The sequence below is a fragment of the Fibrobacter sp. UWB4 genome (assembly GCF_002210345.1).
In the GTDB taxonomy this organism is placed as follows: Bacteria; Fibrobacterota; Fibrobacteria; order Fibrobacterales; family Fibrobacteraceae; genus Fibrobacter.
Genome location: NZ_MWQI01000003.1, coordinates 125288 through 145268, shown reverse-complemented (window position 1 = coordinate 145268; position 19981 = coordinate 125288). Strand labels below are relative to the sequence as shown.

General features: G+C 48.4%; 13 protein-coding genes. All 13 read right to left on the bottom strand.

The annotated features are described in order from the left end of the window. Window positions 1-10: 10 nt before the first annotated feature. The 13 genes from B7990_RS07395 to B7990_RS07330 all read right to left on the bottom strand — a co-directional run bounded on the left by B7990_RS07395 (window position 11) and on the right by B7990_RS07330 (window position 19969). Window positions 11-1009 (bottom strand): HlyD family secretion protein, encoded by a 999-nt coding sequence (locus tag B7990_RS07395; protein WP_088640353.1) that lies wholly within the window; start codon window positions 1007-1009, stop codon window positions 11-13. Then, the gene (locus tag B7990_RS07390) at window positions 1009-2811 is read right to left on the bottom strand and encodes a TolC family protein (protein ID WP_254917384.1); all 1803 of its coding nucleotides are present in this window, start codon (window positions 2809-2811) and stop codon (window positions 1009-1011) included. Before B7990_RS07390 ends, B7990_RS07395 begins: the two co-directional genes overlap by 1 nt. 147 nt (window positions 2812-2958) lie before the next feature. Then, on the bottom strand, window positions 2959-4674 hold the full coding sequence (locus tag B7990_RS07385) for a lamin tail domain-containing protein (RefSeq protein WP_088640352.1): 1716 nt from the start codon (window positions 4672-4674) through the stop codon (window positions 2959-2961). A 34-nt stretch (window positions 4675-4708) separates the two neighbouring features. Further along, a complete protein-coding gene (locus B7990_RS07380) occupies window positions 4709-5527 on the bottom strand; it encodes a polyphosphate polymerase domain-containing protein (RefSeq protein WP_088640351.1) in 819 nt (272 codons plus the stop codon). 3 nt (window positions 5528-5530) lie between these two features. Further along, the gene (locus B7990_RS07375) at window positions 5531-6904 is read right to left on the bottom strand and encodes a TolC family protein (RefSeq protein WP_088640350.1); all 1374 of its coding nucleotides are present in this window, start codon (window positions 6902-6904) and stop codon (window positions 5531-5533) included. Next, window positions 6905-8014: an HlyD family secretion protein gene (locus tag B7990_RS07370; RefSeq protein ID WP_088640349.1), complete on the bottom strand. Its 1110-nt coding sequence runs from the start codon at window positions 8012-8014 to the stop codon at window positions 6905-6907. It lies immediately after the preceding gene. 13 nt (window positions 8015-8027) lie between these two features. Continuing rightward, on the bottom strand, window positions 8028-8711 hold the full coding sequence (locus tag B7990_RS07365; RefSeq protein ID WP_088640348.1) for a DUF4956 domain-containing protein: 684 nt from the start codon (window positions 8709-8711) through the stop codon (window positions 8028-8030). Between the two features lie 420 nt (window positions 8712-9131). Then, window positions 9132-11669: an InlB B-repeat-containing protein gene (locus B7990_RS07360; protein ID WP_088640347.1), complete on the bottom strand. Its 2538-nt coding sequence runs from the start codon at window positions 11667-11669 to the stop codon at window positions 9132-9134. 151 nt (window positions 11670-11820) lie between these two features. Continuing rightward, window positions 11821-14514, bottom strand: coding sequence for a beta-L-arabinofuranosidase domain-containing protein (locus tag B7990_RS07355; protein ID WP_088640496.1), 2694 nt, complete (start codon window positions 14512-14514; stop codon window positions 11821-11823). Between the two features lie 171 nt (window positions 14515-14685). Continuing rightward, window positions 14686-15366 (bottom strand): hypothetical protein, encoded by a 681-nt coding sequence (locus B7990_RS07350; RefSeq protein WP_088640346.1) that lies wholly within the window; start codon window positions 15364-15366, stop codon window positions 14686-14688. Next, entirely contained in the window at window positions 15359-16192 is an 834-nt protein-coding gene (locus B7990_RS07345; protein WP_088640345.1) for a TIGR02147 family protein, read from the bottom strand. Before B7990_RS07345 ends, B7990_RS07350 begins: the two co-directional genes overlap by 8 nt. Before the next feature lie 180 nt (window positions 16193-16372). After that, a complete protein-coding gene (locus B7990_RS07335) occupies window positions 16373-18136 on the bottom strand; it encodes an FISUMP domain-containing protein (RefSeq protein WP_088640343.1) in 1764 nt (587 codons plus the stop codon). A gap of 165 nt (window positions 18137-18301) precedes the next feature. Continuing rightward, on the bottom strand, window positions 18302-19969 hold the full coding sequence (locus tag B7990_RS07330; RefSeq protein ID WP_254917383.1) for a glycoside hydrolase family 5 protein: 1668 nt from the start codon (window positions 19967-19969) through the stop codon (window positions 18302-18304). Window positions 19970-19981: the final 12 nt, after the last annotated feature.

Below are 19981 nucleotides of genomic sequence, written 5' to 3'. Positions count from 1 at the left end.
TATCCGAGTATTACTTGAACGCTTCGACAGGGAACAGGACGCTCATGCCCGGACGGAGATTAGGAACTTTTTCTACCGGGCGCATGCGAACTTCGAAAGTCTTAAGATCGAAGCCAGAGCTTTCCTTAGAGCTACGCCATGTCGCATAGTCGCCAACAGAAGCAATGTAGCTTACGGTCATTTCAGCATCCCTGTCTAGTGCCGGGATATGAAGTTTGAACTTTTTACCTTTGTAGACATTCTTGAGATAATCTTCGCGAAGGTGGAACACAGCCCAGGAATCGCTCAAGTCCGTCACAGCGATGATCGGCATGCCAGAGCCAACGACTTCGCCTTCTTCGGCAAGCTTGAGAGAAACTTCACCCGTGATCGGCGTACGGATCTTGGTTTCTTCAAGGTAGGCATCGACTTCGGCGTTGGCACCCTTGGCCTGCATCACGAGAGCGTTTGCAGCTGCCTTGTCTTCGCTGCGGGCACCAGCAACAGCCTGGTTGTACTGAGCGCGAGCCGCATCAGCTGCGGACTGTGAAGCCTTCATCTGCGTTTCGGCTTCATCGCGCTTTTGGAGCGGAAGAACGCCTTCGTTGTAAAGCTTCTGCACACGGTTGTAAGTGTTCTTGGCAAGCGTTGCGGCTTCCTGTGCGCGATCGGCCATAGCCTTAAGGGCTGCAATATCTTCGCTACGGGCACCATTACGGGCTTTGCTTGCCTGGGCCTTTGCAGCCCCAAGGGCACCACGGGCCTGCATTTTCTTGGCCTCAATTTCAGGACTGCTGATCACGGCAATCAAGGAGTCCTTGTAGACTACATCGCCTTCGTGCACATACAAGCGTTCAATACGCCCAGGCACCTTTCCGGCCACAAGAACACGCCTTGCTTCCATCTGGCCCTGCAAGAACTGTTCTCGCGGCTGCGTTGCAAACTGTTGAAGCTGGGAGATGCCCATAATGACAAGCACTATCAAGGCAAGTACTACAACAACTTTTCCAATCATCTTTAATGCGTTCATTATTTATTCTCCGTTTCTAAATTCTGTTCAGCCGAGACTTCACTGGATCCTGCTCCTTCGAACCTAACTCCACTAAGGGGCTGAAGCCCCAAGTCTCGTATATCGCCCTGCTCAGGATGACGAGTTGCATCAGACGCTTCACTAGATCCTTCGCCCTGCTCAGAAAGACGAGCGTCTGTCGCGGATTCCGCGGACTCGGTTGCTGAGCTTGTCGAAGCAGCGACAGGTTTTTCAACAACAAGCTGCTTGGACACAAGGACATTCCCTGCGGTGGAAACTTCGCCGGCGGCTTCAAGGAGTCCAAGCCAAGCAATAACGGCATCGTAATGAGCCTTGATGTCAGCGACCTGCAAGCGGGAAAGTGCGAGTTCAGCATCCACCACTTCTAGACCAGTCGCAAGACCTGCTTCGTACGCCTTGTTCTGGCTACGCAAAGCTTCAACTGCAAGCTCACGCGTTTTGACAAGGCTCGAAAGCCTTCCCTTTGCGTGTTCCAGTTCGCGCCAGCGCTTTTCAACAAGGAGCTTCAAGTTGTCAATAGTCTCTTCTTCGAGGCTCCCCAAGGAACGGTCCATGGCCTTTGCAGAGCTTACCTTTGCACGGGTGTCGCCACCCTTGAAAATATCCCACTGCAACTTGGCGCCAACCGCCCATTCCGGTTCGAGAAGCGTCAAATCCTTAGTATAAAGTTCCTTGTAGCCAAACAGAGCGATTGTCGGGAAATAGTCGGCACGGGCAGCGCTAATGGCATTCTGGTTGCGCTTGCGCTCGATGCGCAATTGACGGAGTCCCGGATGATGTTCTATAGCCAGCTGCTTGAATTCTTCCATCGGTCGAACCCCTTCAGGTGCTTCCACCGGGGTCGTCGCCGTGAGGCTTGTATCCGTATGCAAGAGGCTTGCAAGAGCCATGCGGGCCAAGGACTGGTCACGGAGAGCATCTTCATAAGCGTTCTCGGCTTCGGCAAGGGCCACTTCGGCGCGGAGGCGCTCGGTCTTGCTGATCTGGCCACCTTCTTCAAGCTTCTTGGAGCGTTCGAGATGTTCCGCAAGGTCTCTCTTGGTCGATTCGCGCATCACAACAAGCTCTTCGCACAGGCGGAGCGTAAAGTACTTGGTCGCGACATCCATGAGGACCGTATTCTGCGCCATTTCGAATTCGGCCTTGCGCGCGTTCACATTTTCCTTGGCGGCATCGTAAGCGGAATAAATCTTGAGACCGGTAAAGATCGGCCACACAACAGTGAGACGGGCATTAAAGAACCAGTCGTCCTGCACTTTCATGTTGAAATCGGAGTTCTTGATTTTATCCGAAGATTCCTTCTCTTTGCTCTCCGCCATCTGCATGGCAGCGTCATTAGCGTCCTTGCTGTTGACAACGCCTTTCCAGATTTCAGCGGCCTTGGCATCCACAGCGGCTTTTGCGGTTTTGTCATCCAGTCCCGCGCTCTTAGCCTGAGTCAAGGCTTCCTGGTAGGCTTTGGCATAGGCGCCGTTGTACGTTGCCAGATAAGCCTTCGAGTAGGCAGCGGCCCCCGCAATATCAGTTAGAGGCTGCTGGATGCGCCCAAGATCGATATTGATGGGATCGTCGATTTTAGTGATGCCTGCAGACAGACTCACCGTTGGAAGGAAACGGGCAAAAGCTTCGTCCTTGCCGCTTTCAGCAATATCCACTTTAGCCTTTTCTGCCTTAATTTTTGAATTATTAGCCATGGCCATGTCCAGCGCATCCTGCAAAGAAAGAGCTGTCGCATTAGCAGCCACGCAACCACTGAGAATAAAAGCAAAGTACCGTTTCATAACTACAATAATAATACAAAAAGACGTCAACAGCAGCAATTCCAAAACGGCGCAATCCACTCAAGTAATAAAAAAAGTTCCGACAAAATGTCGGAACTTTTGGCTTAAAATTCAAAAAAGGCCGTTTTCGGGACTTTTCAGTCTAGTTTATTTGCCCGGAGTCGGAGCTTTAACTTCCCAAGCAGTATAACCGTAGCCCATCGTGGTGAAGTCCTTGCGGTTGAGGCTCATGCCCTTACCATCGGCAGCATACATGTTCGGCCAGCGGTCACTATAAAGTGTCGCATCGGAAAGTTCATAATACCACTGCTTTGTACCATCGGATTTCGTCACGTAAGAATACGGTTTCTTGACAGCGACCGTTTCACCGCGGTTCGAGAGCTTACCCGCATAGAAGCGAATAGGAACAGCAGCATCGATGGAATAACGATCGCGAAGCTGTGCTTCATAAGCCTTCAGGGAATCATCGAACAGGACCATCTTGCCACCGGCAGGAATGACATCGCCCGAAACAAATTCCATATTGATGCCTTCAATCTTCCAGCCCTGCGGAGTATTATTGACGCTTTCAACCAAGGCAACGTCAGTAGCACCCTTGTTCACAAGTTCCAGGAATTCCAGATCCTTGAGGTCCTGTTCATTTTCGTGATAATGAATTTCGCTGATGAAAATCGGGCCAGCCTTGAGTGCGGAGTTTGCAGCACCCGGCGTTTCAGTGGCCATAGCGCCCTGAGCAACAGAGCCAGCAACTTCAACAACACCGCTAGACTGCTTACCCGCAGAAATTAGCAAGCTCGATTCCTTACCCGTGCGGACACCGGCTGCGGCTTCGTACAGATAAATGTCATCGCCATTGTCGCTCAGGAAAAGACCTTCGCCAAACACGGTCGCACTCGCTTCGAGGAGCAAGTAGCCATTGGCAGGAACAACCGTATTTGCACCACCGATTGTCCACTTCTTGCCTTTCAGCTTGGATTCAAGTTCCCAACCGGCAACATCGACAGGAGCAGAGCCAATGTTGTAAAGTTCTATCCAGCCGTCCTTATTTTCTGTAGCATTAATGTCATACGGCTTGATTTCATTCAGGCGAACGGTCGAACCATCGATAACCTTGTCACCACCGACACACGGATTACCGTTTTCAACAGCGCTTGCGCCCCAGGAAGTCGGATCAGCTTCGTTGCCCGAGCCTTTATAGACAAGCGTACGACCCTTGCCATCTGCAAGGCTTGGCCAAGGCGGATTACTACTAAAGGCAGCGCTCACGTCACCTTCGCCCCTAACCTTGACATCAACGACATCACCTTCGTTCACAAGTTTTGCAACGGCGTTGGTCTTGGGATCCTTACCCCACGGGCCAAACACGCGGCAGCCGGCAGGCAAGCTCGGATAAGTCTGCTTGAACAAAGCCACATCATTAGTGACGATAACATATTCGTCTTTCTTCAAAGATTCAGCCGGGAAAGCGAACGAGACGGCACCATCCAGACGAACATTGCTCAACTGCATGTTGGTCAGATCCGGGCCGTTCTTGATGTAGACTTCAACCCACTCCAATACAGAGCCACCTGGCGCATTGTACATGATTTCGGAAACGCCCATATAGGTAGCATTCGAATCCAGGATAGTATCCTCGGGATTCGAACTGGAAGACATCAAATTTGTTACAGACGACGAAGAAGCCGTTGTTACCGAAGAAGAATTCGGATTGACTTCGCCACTGCTATTCGGAACTACTTCCGCAGAGCTGCTCGATTCCGGATCATCCGGAATGACGGGATTCTTTTTTTCATCGGAGCAGGCTGAAAACATGCCGAGCATAGAAGCACAAGTGCCAACGGCAAGCCATTTTTTAGTATTCATGAGCGCCTTCCTTATTTAATTGTTTAAACCTATGTTAGAAATTTCCGGCGAGAGAAGTCCAGTACGGACTCTTGAATCGACGCGGATTTTCGTAAACCCTTTTCCATTCCGCAGCGGCATTTCCGAACTTGGAAAATGCTCCATGCTTTAAATTCAATGCACGAATCAAGTCGAACATCCAGTACGGCATCTGTGCGGCCGGGCACTTGAGTTCGAGCACAGCATCGGCACCCGGCTGGAAGAATCGCGGGAGTCCCGTGGAGTGCATGTAGTGCGGATCCACGGTATAGTCAAAGCCGTTCTCTTCGCGGAAGCGCATGCCCGTGTCAATCGTCACGCGGGAATACTCTTCACGGAGCCCGAACCAGGCGCGGCGTTTGTACTGCGTGAGGAGTCGCGGATGGGCGTTATGGAGTTCCGTCTTGTACAAAAAGTCCTTGAGGTACATGCGGTCTTTTTCGCCCTTGCATGGCCATTCTTCGGGCTTCATGTGCCAGACTTCACCAGGGTTGATTCCCTTGATCGTCGCACGGCTCTTGTAGCAGATGTTGCGAATCTTGCGTTTGCACTCGAAGTGGAACGTACCATCTTGGGCCGGGTGTTCGCCATACGTGCGGATACGCATGTTGAAACGGTCCAGGAGCTGTTTCTTTTTCCAGCCAAGGAACGTCCACGTCGGAGAGTCCAGGTAAAGGTTCGTAATCCAGTAGAATCCACCCGGAGTAATCTTGGAATAGTAGTCTTCTTCGCAGTACGGCGCCAAGAACGCACCAATCCGGTCCGCCCATTCGACGGGGATATGGTACTTCAGTTCGAAGCGTTCAAGAAGACTAAATCCACGGGCTTCAGCCATAAACTACCTGATTCCTTCACGAAGATGGTTCACGACATCCTCACGGGCAAGCGCGCCGGAGTAATCCAGCAAAGCCAAATATCGAACGAAGATATCGTATTCAAGTTTTGCAGCCTTCAAGTCGCTTTCGAGAGCGCTTTCGCGGGCGCGGAGGAGCAGGAGCGGGTCGGAACCAGCCTTGTGCGCAAACTGTTCCATAAAGCCACTGGCGTTCACTTGTTCGGCATAGTCCTTCAAGACCTTCCACTGGTCGATAAGCGTAAGGACTTCTTCGGTGAGGCGGGCGACCTTCTGGTTCACTTCGCGGACTTCGTCCAAGTACTTGCTTTCAGCATCAAGCTTTTCGACCTGTTCGCGGAGCGACGCATCCTTATTGCTGTCGAAGAACGGCAAGCGGAAAGCGAGATTCAGGAAGAACTTGTCTGAAGTCTTACGGTTGTCCTGTTCCGGAACAAGCTTGCGAATCATGGCATTCGGGTCTGCCACACAATCACCACTCTTCTGGAAGAGTTCCCCTTGATATTTTTGGTATTCAGGCTTTAACACATCTGTGCAATTCAAGTCCTTGTACTTTTCCATCAAGGATTCAATCTGGAGCGAATAGCCAATACCGACATGAGAAATGTAGTTGCGGTCCTTGCTGGCGTCCTGCTGAGCCTTGGAAATATCGGAATCGCGCTTGCCCTTGGCGAGAGCCACGAGCGGGAAGTTTTCGTCAACAGTCACGCCATTCTTCAAGAATTCGGCAAGTTCTTCCATCGACGGGAGGAACGACGAATCCAAGGCAACGTTGTCATAATCCGGAGCCCAGCTCAACATCTTGAGTTCGGCATCGCGGAGCGCCGTGCTGTCCGAAAGCAGATTTGCCTTAAGCGAGGCGCTTTTTTCGAGTGAAGTCATCAAGTCTTCGGCATTGAACGAAGCAGAACCAGACTTAAGGTGGAGAACCTCGATACGGTCCTGGGTAACCTGCAAAAGCTGCTTGTTGATTTCGTTAATCTTCTGGCGAAGCACATAGCGCACGCCGCGTTCGTAACGGTCGTAAAGGAGGATTGAACGTTCAACGGCAAAAGTAGCCTGCTGGTAATTCTTAACGGCCTCATAGTGTGCCTTGTCGGCAGCGCGTTCGCCAAAAGCTTGCGGAGTCACGCGAAGTTCAAAGTCGTGCTTGGCAAAGCTAAAGCCGTCCATCTGGTAGCGGAGTTCCACCTTGTCCCAAAGCTTGAGGTTGCGTTCTTTCGCTGTTGCCTCGGCGCGTTTTGCGGCAGCCTCATACCTCGGATCTGCCTTAGCGGATTCGATAAGCATCTCCCAATTGAGGGGGAGTGCAAAAACAGCTGCGGAAAGCCCCAGTGTTATTAGCGTTACTTTTTTCATTTACTTCTTAGCCTTCTGTTGCTGCTTTTCCAAGTTGCGCTTGCTCGTTTCGGTGATGGTCACCATTTCGCCAAGCAAGAACATATTTTCTTCGGGAATCTTTATGGTCACTTCGCGACCGTAGACTGGAATTTCGGGCATCTTCCACATGCGGGTCGGGAACGGCACGATGCGGCTCGAAAGGCCAACCACTTCGCCAATCACGGCCTTGCCCTTACCGGTAAGAGAGGTGACCTTCACGGCTTCGCCGAGGTTAGTGTTTTCGTAAATCTGTTCGTTGATGTAGCCGCGGATAAGCGTCGGGGACTTGTGGGCAAGCGTCACAATAGGGGCAAAGCTAGAGACCTTTTCGCCATCGCGCACATTCACATCACCGACAACCCAGTTTTCCTTGGCAATCTGAGTGAGTTCCTTCTGCTGTTTGCGAAGTTCGGCGAGTTCCTTGCGGATGTTTGCAGCTTCGGTCTTGCCGCTAGACTTCTGGAGTTTGTTGCTGCCGCGGAGGAGGGCAATCTGTTCGTTGGCGCTCCTGGTTGCAACAGCAAGTTCGTTCTTGAGGCTCTTGATGCGCATAGCCATGGCATCGTTGCCATCGGCCTTGGACTTGGAGTTCGAGAGGCTCTTGAGCTTGGCAGAAATAGCCTTGTTGCTTTCGTATTCCGTTTCGAGGTTGCGAATTTCAGCCAAAAGTGTGAGGCGACGAGATTCGAGGTTAGCCTTGACTTCGGCCACCTTCTGGTCGATTTCGGCAGAACTCAAGTTGCTGCGGCCTTCGAGAGCGTCGAGTTCACGGGTGAGTTCGGCAACGCGGAGCGTGAGGTCCGGACGGTTGATAACCACGATAGTGTCGCCCGGCTTGACTTCCTGGCCCGGAACCACGTAAATCTTGACGATTTCGGTCGGAGACGGGAGGCTGATAATCGTTTCGCTAGATTCAGCAATGCCACGGAACATGGCGGCCTTGCCCTGGTAGATAAAGCCAAGCATCACGGCAAAGAGCACACAGAGAATCCAAGCAATAGAAAGCTTGTGGGTATAGACGTAAGCGACACCCGCATTGTTCTTGTGGGTATTCCAGAAATTGTCGAGAAGATCTTCGAGCTTATTCATTTTTCAAACCTCCTTACATTTCCGTCGTTGCGTCTTGCATCATGAACTGGACATCCGAAATGCCTTCGATCTTCGAAAGCATCGTGAGGATTTCGGCAGCAGGCTTTGTCGCACGGAGGCGGATCTGGTAGGCGACATCCAAGCGGGCACCGCCATCGACTTCGCGCATCGTGATCAAAATAAACGTCTTTAAGTTGCCCTTCATGATATCTTCAACCTGGCCACGGACCTTCGGTTCGTTCGGGAGGGCAAAGCGGAGCATGCCGTCAAAGAAGTGCTTGGTGCCAAGACCTGTGCGAGAGAGGAGGAATGCGACACAGCTGAAAGCGATCGTTCCACCGACGGCAGCACCCCAGGCGTAAACACCGCAACCGATACCGGCGCCGAGAGCGGCGAAGATGAACATGATATCGCGCGGATCCTTGAAGCTCGTACGGAAGCGGACAACCGAGAGAGCGCCCATCATGCCAAGACCACGGCCAACGTTATCGCCGATAGCCTGCATCACCATGGCAGCGACAACAGCACTGAGCACGATGCCCTGCACAAAGTTTCGCGAGTACGAAAGTCCGAGGAACGTCTTTTCGTAGGTCCATGCAATTGTCGAAGAGAGGACGAATGCGAGGATCAAGGTGTATGCAAGCGTAATAATCGTTGCGTTTGTTGAGCTGGACTGGACAGCAAGAAGGTCAAGCATAATAACTCCGTTAATTAATTCTTTTTTTCGCCTGTTCACCCAAAATCTACTTAAAAACAGGCTTTTCACACTCGCTTTTTTGTAAATAATGGACTAACAAAAAAAATACAATCCGCTTTTTTATTTCGGATTTGGGCGAAAATCACCCATTTTTCTTATTCCAGGCCGTATAACCCACGCTAAAAATAATAAAACTAGTTTTTTCAATTCTGAAAAAAATAATTACACGTTGGTTACTCTAACAACGCATTGTAGAAGTCGCAACGTATGTTTATTTTCGGTAACATAAATTAGACGAGAGAACGGGACTTCGCCCCTACAGACGAGAGACGAAAGAGGTATTCCATGACAAAAAAGTCCTCGCGGAGCGAAAACTTTCAGTTTGGAGCTTTTTCTGTTTTATGATTTTTACAATTCGATTTATCGGATAGAAATAGCCCTAATTTCATTCCCGTAACGGACTAAGAACCTTCCTGCACTGGGAAAATCGATATTCATCGAAGATTCCGTACGCAACTTGCGAAGAACTCTCCCCTGGACATCCATCACGAGGAGTGTCTTGCCCGGCATTAGCCCTGACATGGCGACAACGTTTCCACTTACGGCAATACGCCAAGTGCTTTTCGGCAATATTTTCGGAAGAGCAATTTTATTATTAACGACCGAGGCAATAACCAGATGCTCTACAAGGCCATCACAATACGAGTCGTTTACTTCTACATTAAAGATTTTTGCATCCCTTTGAACAGATTTAAACAGTCCCCCATATTTGTACGCATCATACGATTCATACCCATCACCGGACTTTAGGTACAAACCAGAAATGGAATGTCCATTCCCCAGAAATTTTCCTTCAAAATACGCTATCGGTCTCCAAACAAAATAACTATTTGTATCAAGATTCAGTTTAGAATCCTTTATCATGTTTTCATTGACAACAATATCGTTCTGAAGAGACGCACACCATTTTCTGTCGGCGGATTGTTCAATCCAATACAATTCCTCTTTTGAGGTAACTAGATAACACCCTGTTGAATCTTTTAATGGTTTTTGCGGAACAGGAATCCACTGTGCATAATAATCTCTATTAGTAGGCGGTTCCGGCCAAGTCGGATTCGCCCATTCATAAGGTTTTTCTACCCGCCAAGACAAAAATACGGCACCCTCACGAGTTGGATCTTTTACTTTGGGGCTTTCGAGAACCGTATAAGTTGTCGGGTTATCGTGATGATTTACACCACCAACTAGGTGATACGTAATCGTATATACGACAGGTTTCCACTTGACATACACGGTGATATCATCTGTATTATCTTCAGGAATTTCTTTAATTTCTTTCGTGAAGAGAGAATCCACATACCAGCCGTCAAAAGTATATCCATCAGAATACGCCTTTTCTAAAACAAACGTTGATGAATCCGTTGACCATTCAATTTTACACAAACCATAACAGTATTGTCTGTCATAAGAGCCACGATACAGTCCCATCTCTAAAGTGATAATAAAACGGCTTTTCCATTTTGCATACAAGATTCTATCATCGAGATTCCTTGTATCTATGGAATCCACTTTATTTGTAAAGGCGCTATCCAAAAACCAACCTTCAAACACATCGTTCGCCTTATGCGGTTCACTTAAAGCGATCGGCTTGTCGCCAACCGTAAAATAACGAGGATTCTTTTCATTGTTCTCGCCGCCATTCAAAACATAACGAATTTCGACTTTTACCCCATCGAAAACGGGATGCGGATCCGTACCGATTTTTTGAGTCCATCGCAAATCGTCATTCTTAGACAAAATATTCAACGCCGTTCCATCAGCAAATTGTTCTTTGCTTAGCGAAGTCGCTTTTGAAACAGAAGTATCCTTGGAATCCATGCACAAGGCGTTTTCTATCACAAAAACAGAATCACCCGCAGAGCAAACAGGTTCCTTTACAGCAACGATGCAGTCCGATTTCAAGCCCTGCAGTTTTCCGAGAAAAAAGACATTATTCAAAACAGCTTGATTCATGCTAGCAGCGATTCCACCAACAGTTCCACCTTCGACAATGCCTAAACTATAAGCGTTCTCAATCGAAGACGCATTGGAGCGTTTTCTATCCAGAACATGAACATAGTCCGCCGATATTGCTGGAGCAGTCAAAACACAATTTTCACTTATAACTTCTTTTCCAACCAAGCCCCCTGCATATTGAGTTCCATGAACAGACGCTTCAGAATAAACATTATATATCCAAGTTTCCCAATCAACCGTTCCGACTAAGCCGCCAGCCGTATTCGCAGAAAAATAGGAGTCTTTGATTCCCAAATTTCTCACGACACTTCTGCGTTCCAAAAAATCAAACAAGCCCCCTTCGCCTCTCAAGCCCGATATTGAAAAACCATTGCCATCAAACGTTCCAAAGAAGTTCAAACTCGGCCACCACACATAATCATCTAAAGATAGATTCCCTTCTGCATCCAAAAGATTCTTGTTCACAACAATGTCATTTTGGAGAGAGACACACACGGGATCAACGATAGAATACCGGCCATCAACATAAAAAACATCTCTAAGTCCATAAAGTTCCTCGGCAGAGTGGATTAAATAACAGCCACGTTCATCTATTTGCGGCGTTTTGGGAACAAGTCCCCATCTTGCCGAGACCGTAAAGTCACCGAGAATATGAGAAATATATGATTCCGGATCCCCTTTAAAAGAACGCTCAAAATTCAAATTCGGGCTAACAGTGCATGCACTAGCAGACTCGATATACCATCCCAAAAAAGCATAGCCTTCACGTGTAGCAGGCTTTAATTCGATTTTTTTAGTGATTTCATTGCCATAGCTTGTTGGATTATCCGGATGATTCGTTCCACCATTCAATATGTACGTGATGGTTCTAGCATCAGCAAAAGAGGTCACCAATACCAAACAAATAAACAGCACCCAAATTCTACGGAAGCAGCACAACATAAAGACACTCCTTCATTTTAATAATATACACAAATAAACATGCGAAAAATTTAAGTGCAATTTTTTTTACATGCAATGTAACTAGGAATACGAAAAAGTCCTCGCGGTTGCGAGGACTTCTTGGATTAGGAGTGTAGTGTAAAAGGAACTTTTATAGGCTGTTTTTATTGAACAGCGTATAACCGCGCACGAGACCGTCTTGGAAGAGGCGTACGACGTAGTTACCGTTCTTGAGGCCTGCAATATCGACGTTAAACTCGTTTGCGCCGGCGGGGAGCATTTGCGTGAGTTTGAGGCGCCCATCCATGGAATAAATTTTCACGTTCATCGTGCGGGCAAGAACGCTCGGAGATGCGATTTGGAGCGTTTGCGATGTTGCGCGTACACGGAGTCCCTGTTTTACGGCTGCAACCGGCTTGATGCTTATCGGAGGATCTTCTACGACGGGCTTTGGCTTGTTGCGAAGGAGGCGTACGCCAAAGATACCGCCCACCATACCCGAGCTTGCCGTAAACGAGATGCGCACAATCTTTTTGCCCTTGATCATCGCGTCCGGAATCGGGTATGTGACATTTACAAATTCATCCTTTTTCCAGCGGTTCGAAATCGTTTCGGTCGTGAGCTTTTCGCCGTCAATGGAGATGTCGAAAGTGCGCGTGCAACCTTCGTTACCCCAGTAACGCACCATGAGGCTGAGGGAATCTTCGCTGTTCGTCTCGAATTCGTAGCTGATGAGGCCGCCATCGCCGCCAGAGCACTTGCCCGCGTCGCGATAGAATTCGCCTTGGTGCGTACCCGAAGTAGAATTTTCGATTTTCATCTTGTGATCGACTTCTGGCTGCTGCTCGCCTGGAGCAACTTTATCGACAGTCTTTTCGTCAAGCGCCAAAGCTTCTTTTTGCTCTTTTTCCAAGCGGTCGAGAATGCTCGGGTCCGTAAGCACCATCCAATACATCATGTAACGCGCGTCATGCACTTCGTAGAAGGGCTGCAAAAGCAGGTTCGCGTCCTTTTGCTTCGCAAAAAGATAAGGCGCCTTAAAGTGCAGCGGTTCGCCTTTCACGGGTTCCACTTTCGACGGGATATCCTCTTTTTTGCTAGCAAGCATTGGCGCCTGATCGAGCGATTCCAGCGCACCGGATGCAATGTGGCTCCAGCGGCCATCATCAGCAACAAGGCCGTTCAAGTTCGCCGTTCCCGTCTTTGCCGAAAGTACTATCGGGCCATGCAAAAGCGCCACATAATCCGTCACGCCCGGCAAATCTTCGACATGCGTGTACATCGGGTAAAGCACTTCGACGACATCGCTCGACTTCCAGGATTTTCCGGCAGAAACGTAACTCGACGGTGTCGATTTTTTCACGACGGTATCGCCATTGACGATGACCTTGAATTCACCTTCCTTGACCCAGTACGGATGGCGAATCTGCATATCGAATTCCCCGCTGCCGGTAATCGTGAACTTGGAACTTTCACCCTTCGGGAACGCCGTTTCCTGCTTGATTTTCACGCTCTTGTCTTTCCAATTCAAGATGGATGCGGCAAAGAGGTTCACGTAAAGCGAGTTGCCATCTTTCGTATAAATAAATTGATTGTACTTGGCAGGATTTTCCATGCCCGAACCCACGCAGCACCACATGCCCGCATTGACCTTGGAATACACGCGGTAATGGCGCGGACGAGCCGGCGTGAAGTAGACATAGCCGCCATGCGTCGGATGAATCGTCGAAAGGATATGGTTGAAAAGGGCGCGTTCGTAAAAGTCGGTGTAATGCGCATCGTGCTTGATGTTGAACAGACGTTCCGTCAACTTGAGCATATTGTAAGTATTGCAAGATTCCGGTCCTTCACGTTCTTCGATGAATTTTTTGTGATTGTTGAGCGCCGGGAAATGTTCAGAAATGCTGTTGCCGCCAATCGCGATACTGCGTTTGTTCACGACCGTCTGCCAGAAGAAATCGGAACCCTTCTGGTACTTTTCATCGCCCGAGAGTTCCGCAATTCGCGCAAAGCCCACAACCTTCGGCACCTGCGTATTCGCATGGACGTTCGTCAAGTTGTCATTGCCCTGCGACATCGGATTCAAAAGCCACTGGTGCGACCACTTCTTGGCCGCATTCAGGTACTTTTCGTCTTTCGTGAGCTTGTAGGCGTCGGCGTAAACTTCGGGCATACCGCCGTGTTCCGTGCCAAGCATCTGCTGCATCTTGGAATCGTTCAGGCCGTTCGTTATCGTGATGCCCCAGTCGCAAAGTGCCAAAAACATCGTCTTTGCCTGTTCATAACCAGCATAAACGTAAGCGTCACGGAGGCCCGCATAGAGCTTGTGGATATTGTACCACGGCACCCAATAACCGTTCTGTGCGCCGGCATCGCCATTCTTCATTTTGAGCCACATTTGCTTGCCATTCGGCACACCGCTAATGTAGCCCTTGAAGTTGTTGTCCTTGGAATTCTGGTCCTGAATCGTCTTGAGTTCTTTCAAGATGTATTCGAGGCGCTCCTTGACCTGAACATCGTCATTGTCCGCGTAATGCATCGCGAGAGCGCTCAGATAATGCCCGAGCACATGGCCATCGAGGCCTGCCCAGTTCGGGAACTTGCTCGCCTTCGGCTTCATGCCCGCTTCTTCGTAAAAAGGCGCGAGCAAGCGGTCCACATCGTAGCTGAGGAGCGTTTCGACGTTCAAGTCCTGGCGTTCCTTCAAGACGCCGTCCAAAAGCTGCACATCCGACAAAGCGAACATGTCGGGGTAAAGCACATCCTGAGAAAATCCGAGACCGCACACAAGCCCCGTCAGCGCGAGAGCCGTGCGAAAATGTTTACCAAACCATCCTAACTTCATAAGAGCCACCTTTTTTTGCGACTTCATCTTTTTTGTCATAAAGGAGATGCCTGCTCGGCGGCAGGCATGACAAGTTCAAAGAAAAAGTACCGTCTCTGCTTAGAAAATAGATTGCAGAGTGGGCGTTAGGAATGGGAATAAATCAATTAGTTTTGCTGATTTGACAAAGGACTAAATTCCAAAAGAATCAATATGGACGCCACTTTCACCGCAATTGACTTTGGATTCATCGGTAAAATCGTCCAAAAGGGTGTCGAATACGGCCGACTCGTCAAAATAGGCGCAATAGGCTTCGAGGGTTCCGCTTTCGTCGCAGGCGCCACTAAATTCATCACTTGCATTTTGGAGCAAGCAAAGATTTTTGAACTGTTCGAAAAGCCCGTCGCAGCCGCTGCCAAAATTCTCAAGTTTTATACTTCTTTCCATGCGGTTATTCCGCCCAAGCTTAAACTGGGACAAATATTTTTTTTCGCCAATTGTACAAGATGCCGAGGCGCCCTTTTCTTCGGAGTACACATCTATTTGGCCCTTATTTTTTTCAACATTTCCCTTTGATTCTTCGACAATTGTATATGTCGCCGAAATCCCGCATTCAAAACTGACGCTCAGCATTTCTTCATCTTTATTCACGACACTCTTGTATTTCACAACAAAAATTTCACCAACAGACGAACTACTACCCAAACTGCTATTTGAGTCAGAGCTATCATACACAGAGCTACTTGAAACCTTGTCGCCTTGCGCTATTCCCGGACCTGCATTGGGGTCCACCGTTCCAGTGGCGTAATTATCACTAGAGCAAGCAACAAGAACAAGTAAAGGAAGGACTATTAAATAGAGATTCTTAAGCACGGCCGTTACCTGTTATTTTGTCTGTGAGTGGAAAGAACTGAAAATTGATTCGGCAAACCTGATTATAGTTTCCGCACTCGTTAGCAATGGCTACAGCCTTCTTGCAACAAGCCTTTATTTCTTCGACTATTTTATTATACGCATCCTGGTCGACGCTAAGCGTTGCACCATTAAAAAAACGTTCATTTGCAGTATAACGATCAACAGCCCGGGCCGCCATAATGGCCATTTCCTTGTGCATCGCACGGATGGCGATTGGGAGAGCGTCCTTGGAACCAATGACAGTCTGTTCCGTCTGCACATAGTTTTTTTCGCCTTCCTTTTTCAGGAATCCCGCCTTCACAAGAAATTCCAAAACATCGCGGACTTCTTCAGCAGAAACATATTCCTTGCATTCTTCAGCAAGGTCACGGGGGGTCGCCCCAGGCATTAGCGGAGCAAGTTCTCTAATAACGGGGTATTTCCAGGATTCATAATACTGAAACGCTTCCTTGTCAACAACACGAACCTGGTGTTCTAACGCGATTCGCTGCATTTCAAGAAGAGCCGCTCTCTGGACTTCGCTGTTTTCTGCATTACCCAAAACAACAAGCTGATAAAAATACTGTTCTTCGTAATCAACAAGTCCCATCGACTTGGCAACTTGACACGCCTTAACCTTGCTGAGCTTGCTTTGCCCCATAGCAACAAGCTTCAAAAAATTCGGCGAAGAAAAGCCTGCGTTCCCGCAAAATTCACGCCACGAAAAAGAGCCTTGACGTTTGCGCTCATCGTAGTAATCCTGCAAATAGAGGTGGTAATCGCGGTACTCGAAAATCGACTTCATGGATTTTAAAATAAATTTTCACAATACAAAAGTCAACATTCGTATTATACGGGAAATGTTATTTTGCTGTCAGGAAAACAATATTTTCGATTTTTTAGGAGCAGCAAAGTCTATATTATACAGTTTGTATAATAGCGGGAAAGGGCAGCAAAACACCGTCCCTTTTAAAGAAGATTAAAGCTAGTCTTCATCCTTAATACAACGGACGGAGCGCCTTCCAATTCTTTTCGATGAACAGCCATATCCAGCTTTAATTTGATCATAATAAAAATACCAAACACATGCATTTTCTTGATCAACCGATTTGGGCATCCAAAAAGACGAAAATTTTCCAACACCATCATAAGAAGGATCACGCTTATAGCCCGCAGGTAAAACAGTAAAACTATAAGAATCTAATCCTTTTTCACCATACTTTTCCCACCCACTATTGGATTTTAGTTTTACTCCAGCAATACGGGCACCCCCTACAACGGCAAACAAAGCTCCCCATTCAGTGCTATCCGGCAAATGCCAACCACTTGGACAAACTCCACGAACAATCCCCTCCACCTTACATGTTGAATAATTTCCACATCCCTTACCAGCATCGCTGAAAATAGCAGCAGCATCCATAGCAGCGGGCCAACTATACAGACGACCATACTTACCACAAGAGTCCGCAACATCCTCATAGCAAGAACTATTTGCCGAGCCTTCATTGTATTCAAAATTCAGGTTTTCCGCCATCCAAGTCTGAGTCCCAATAGTTACAGTCTTGTAAGTATTACCATCTCGTTCATCCGTCATCGTTCCTTTTATAACAGTTGATGGATCAACCAAGGTGACACTAGACGAACTACTCTTTTCAGAAGAACTCGACAAAAGATCTACGTATTCAGCATCTTTTATGCAACGCACAGAGTATAAATCATCCTTATCAGTCCATTGTACATCCGAATCTTTAAAGACATCGGCATAAGATATATAATACGCCCAACGCCGATCATACTCATGCTCACTCGCAGTCCAAAAATGAGCCCACCCACCTACAGACACCATAGAAAAGCCAAAAAGGTCTTCCCCTATTCTATCAGTCCACCAACTAACATCCCAGCCATTAGCAGATCTCAATACTTTACTACTAGAGCGATTATAACCATCGCTATCTCTAGCTTCTGTCTCCAAAATGTTCCATTCATCTTTCGTCGGCAAATGCCAACCACTTGGACAAACACCGCGAACTACACCTTCTGGATTGCATAAGATTCCATTACCGCAAAACTCACCAGCAGGACTAAACTTTGCGGCAGAATCCATAGCAGCAGCCCAAGTGTACAGACGCCCGTAATAGGCACAAGAATCCGCATCATCTTTGTAGCAAGAACTTTTTGCTGAGCCTTCATTGTATTCAAAATTCAGGTTTTCCGCCATCCACACCTGATCATATATTTTCACAGTTTTGTAGACCTGACCATCGCGTTCATCCGTTATCTCACCATACTCTCTATTGGGGTTTAGATATTGCCAATTCACTTTCCCAACCAAGTCACTCCTGACGCTACTGCTTGATTTTTTTACGCTACTAGAACTTGCAGTATTTTTCTTAGAAGACGAACTGTTTTTTTCACTACTGCTCGATGGAGTTTTCCCACTAGAACTGGACTTGGCTTTACTGCTACTAGATTTTGCTTTGACCTCGGCGCATGCGTCGTTCGGTTTGGAGGCAATGACCGTTTCCCATTTGGAATCAATACATTGCACGTAGTCGTCGTGTTCCTTGATGTAAATTTGGGCGCATTCGCGTTCTTCGTTACATTCAATATTTTTGATGTCGCTGAATTGTTCAACACGCTCGGGGAGTTCGTCATTAGCCGAGCTGCCGGAATCGCCACCACAGGCAGAAATCATTAGTGCAATAGCGGAAAATGTGGCAATAATGCCTGCAGAAAATTTAAATTTCACGACTCACTCCTTTTTTGTCCAAAAATACAAAATAATCATATATAGGACAAAATAAAGGGGCGGTTTATGCCGTCCCTTATTATACCGAAGCTTAGCTTTTATTCAAAACGACGCTAGGAAAAGCCCGCAAAAGACATTGTTTGAAATGCCCGCGGGGTGGTTTTGTTAGCGAATCTTGACTTGCAAAACACTATTCTTGCATTTGGCGATGTAATTGCCTTGGCGGAGACCATGCAGCTGCATTTGGACCTGCCCGGCGGACACGTTATTCGTGAAGCGGACGAGATTTCCGTTCATATCGAACAGCATAATCTTGCCGGAGCCGTAAAGCGTGTTGCCGTCGCGGTGGAGTTTCACCGGATCCCTAACAAGGACGGTCGGCAATGCAGTGCCATCGCAATATTCCGCAAAGCCAGCCTTACAAAGTTCTTCTGGGGACCAGCCACATTCCGGCATCATAGCATCACAATTTTTCTCTACAGAGCTACTTGATTGAGGGGTTGTGCCGGAACTGCTCGATTTAGATTCAGCGCCGTTGCTGGAACTAGACTGCGTTTCCGAGCCGCCATTGATAAAGTCTTCCACGTGGGTGACGCCATTGTTCACGTAATTGCCGAGGCCATACACACCGCGCATAGCATTGATAACGTCCGTTTCGAGGACCTTCCCCACCGGCGAAGATTGACGGCGGAGGTAAGCCATGTTGTCGTAGCCCGAATTGCTTTCGTTGCCCATATCCCAAAGAATCGGGGTGAGGCCATACTGCTTTGCGGCAGAAACAACATCCTTGTGCCACTGCACGCGACCCTGCTTGTGGAGATTCAGATCTGAACCGCTCAATTCCGGAGAGCGGACGTTTGCACCGAATTCGCCGACAATGACCGGGTAACCCTTGTCCACGTAATTCGTCTTCATCTTGGCGAACTGTTCCTGCGGATGCACGATGCTCCCAAGCTTGGAATCGACAGAGCCCGCCCAGGCATTGTAACCCGCGTTGCGTTTGGGTTCGCTAGCCTTGGTGTAGTCGCCATAGTAATACTGCGGCTGAATCGGTTCGCTAGCGCCCCAGTCCTGTTGGCTCGTCATAAGCGTGTACTGGTACGGATCGTAGTAGTGCACTTCGAACATCAAGCGACCTTCGACCTTATCCTTCGGGAAGGTGCTTACCGGAGCGCTTGCGACGGACTTGTCGATGTCAGTATTGAGGCCCTGGATAATCAAGGTTCGGGTTTCGTTGTTGCCGCCCGTAGCGCGGACAGCATCAATGAACGTCTGATAGTAATGCATAAGCGTAGACACATGCTGCGAGGTCCACGTATTCACATTCGGGCCAGGTTCGTTTGCGCCGGCGAAGAGCAAGCGTTCGTTGTAGTTTTTAAACTTGTTCGCAATCTGCGTCCAGTAAGTTTTCATCTTGTTGTCGATAGTGTTATCAACGCTCGTGCCGATGTTGCTCTGGAACCAGCCGCCTTCACCTTCATGGTGGATATTCAAAATCGTGTAGAGACCAGCGCGCATGGCGTAATCGACAACCGTCTTCACGGAATCGAGCCAAGTCTCGGTGACCTTGCCGCCACTCGTATGGCTATCCCAAGCGCAAGGAATGCGCACCGTATTGAAGCCCGCCGCCTTCACGGAATCCAGCAAAGCCTGAGTCGGGTAAGGGTTGCCCCACAAGGTCGGGTTGTTCGGCACTTCCATCGAGTTACCGATATTGAAGCCCATGCCCATCTTGGCCTGAACATCCTTTGCGGTCGGAAGAGTCGCTGCAGAAACTGCACCTGCAAGCATCGCTACGCCACAGGCAATTCCAAAAAATTTTGATTGAACCATAACATCTCCTTA

Coding starts and splice junctions, on each gene's coding strand:
- B7990_RS07380 (WP_088640351.1), bottom strand. CDS start 5,527: ATGGCTGAAGCCCGTGGATTTAGTCTTCTTGAACGCTTCGAACTGAAG.
- B7990_RS07385 (WP_088640352.1), bottom strand. CDS start 4,674: ATGAATACTAAAAAATGGCTTGCCGTTGGCACTTGTGCTTCTATGCTC.
- B7990_RS07360 (WP_088640347.1), bottom strand. CDS start 11,669: ATGTTGTGCTGCTTCCGTAGAATTTGGGTGCTGTTTATTTGTTTGGTA.
- B7990_RS07345 (WP_088640345.1), bottom strand. CDS start 16,192: ATGAAGTCGATTTTCGAGTACCGCGATTACCACCTCTATTTGCAGGAT.
- B7990_RS07375 (WP_088640350.1), bottom strand. CDS start 6,904: ATGAAAAAAGTAACGCTAATAACACTGGGGCTTTCCGCAGCTGTTTTT.
- B7990_RS07365 (WP_088640348.1), bottom strand. CDS start 8,711: ATGCTTGACCTTCTTGCTGTCCAGTCCAGCTCAACAAACGCAACGATT.
- B7990_RS07355 (WP_088640496.1), bottom strand. CDS start 14,514: ATGAAGTTAGGATGGTTTGGTAAACATTTTCGCACGGCTCTCGCGCTG.
- B7990_RS07390 (WP_254917384.1), bottom strand. CDS start 2,811: ATGAAACGGTACTTTGCTTTTATTCTCAGTGGTTGCGTGGCTGCTAAT.
- B7990_RS07330 (WP_254917383.1), bottom strand. CDS start 19,969: ATGGTTCAATCAAAATTTTTTGGAATTGCCTGTGGCGTAGCGATGCTT.
- B7990_RS07395 (WP_088640353.1), bottom strand. CDS start 1,009: ATGAACGCATTAAAGATGATTGGAAAAGTTGTTGTAGTACTTGCCTTG.
- B7990_RS07370 (WP_088640349.1), bottom strand. CDS start 8,014: ATGAATAAGCTCGAAGATCTTCTCGACAATTTCTGGAATACCCACAAG.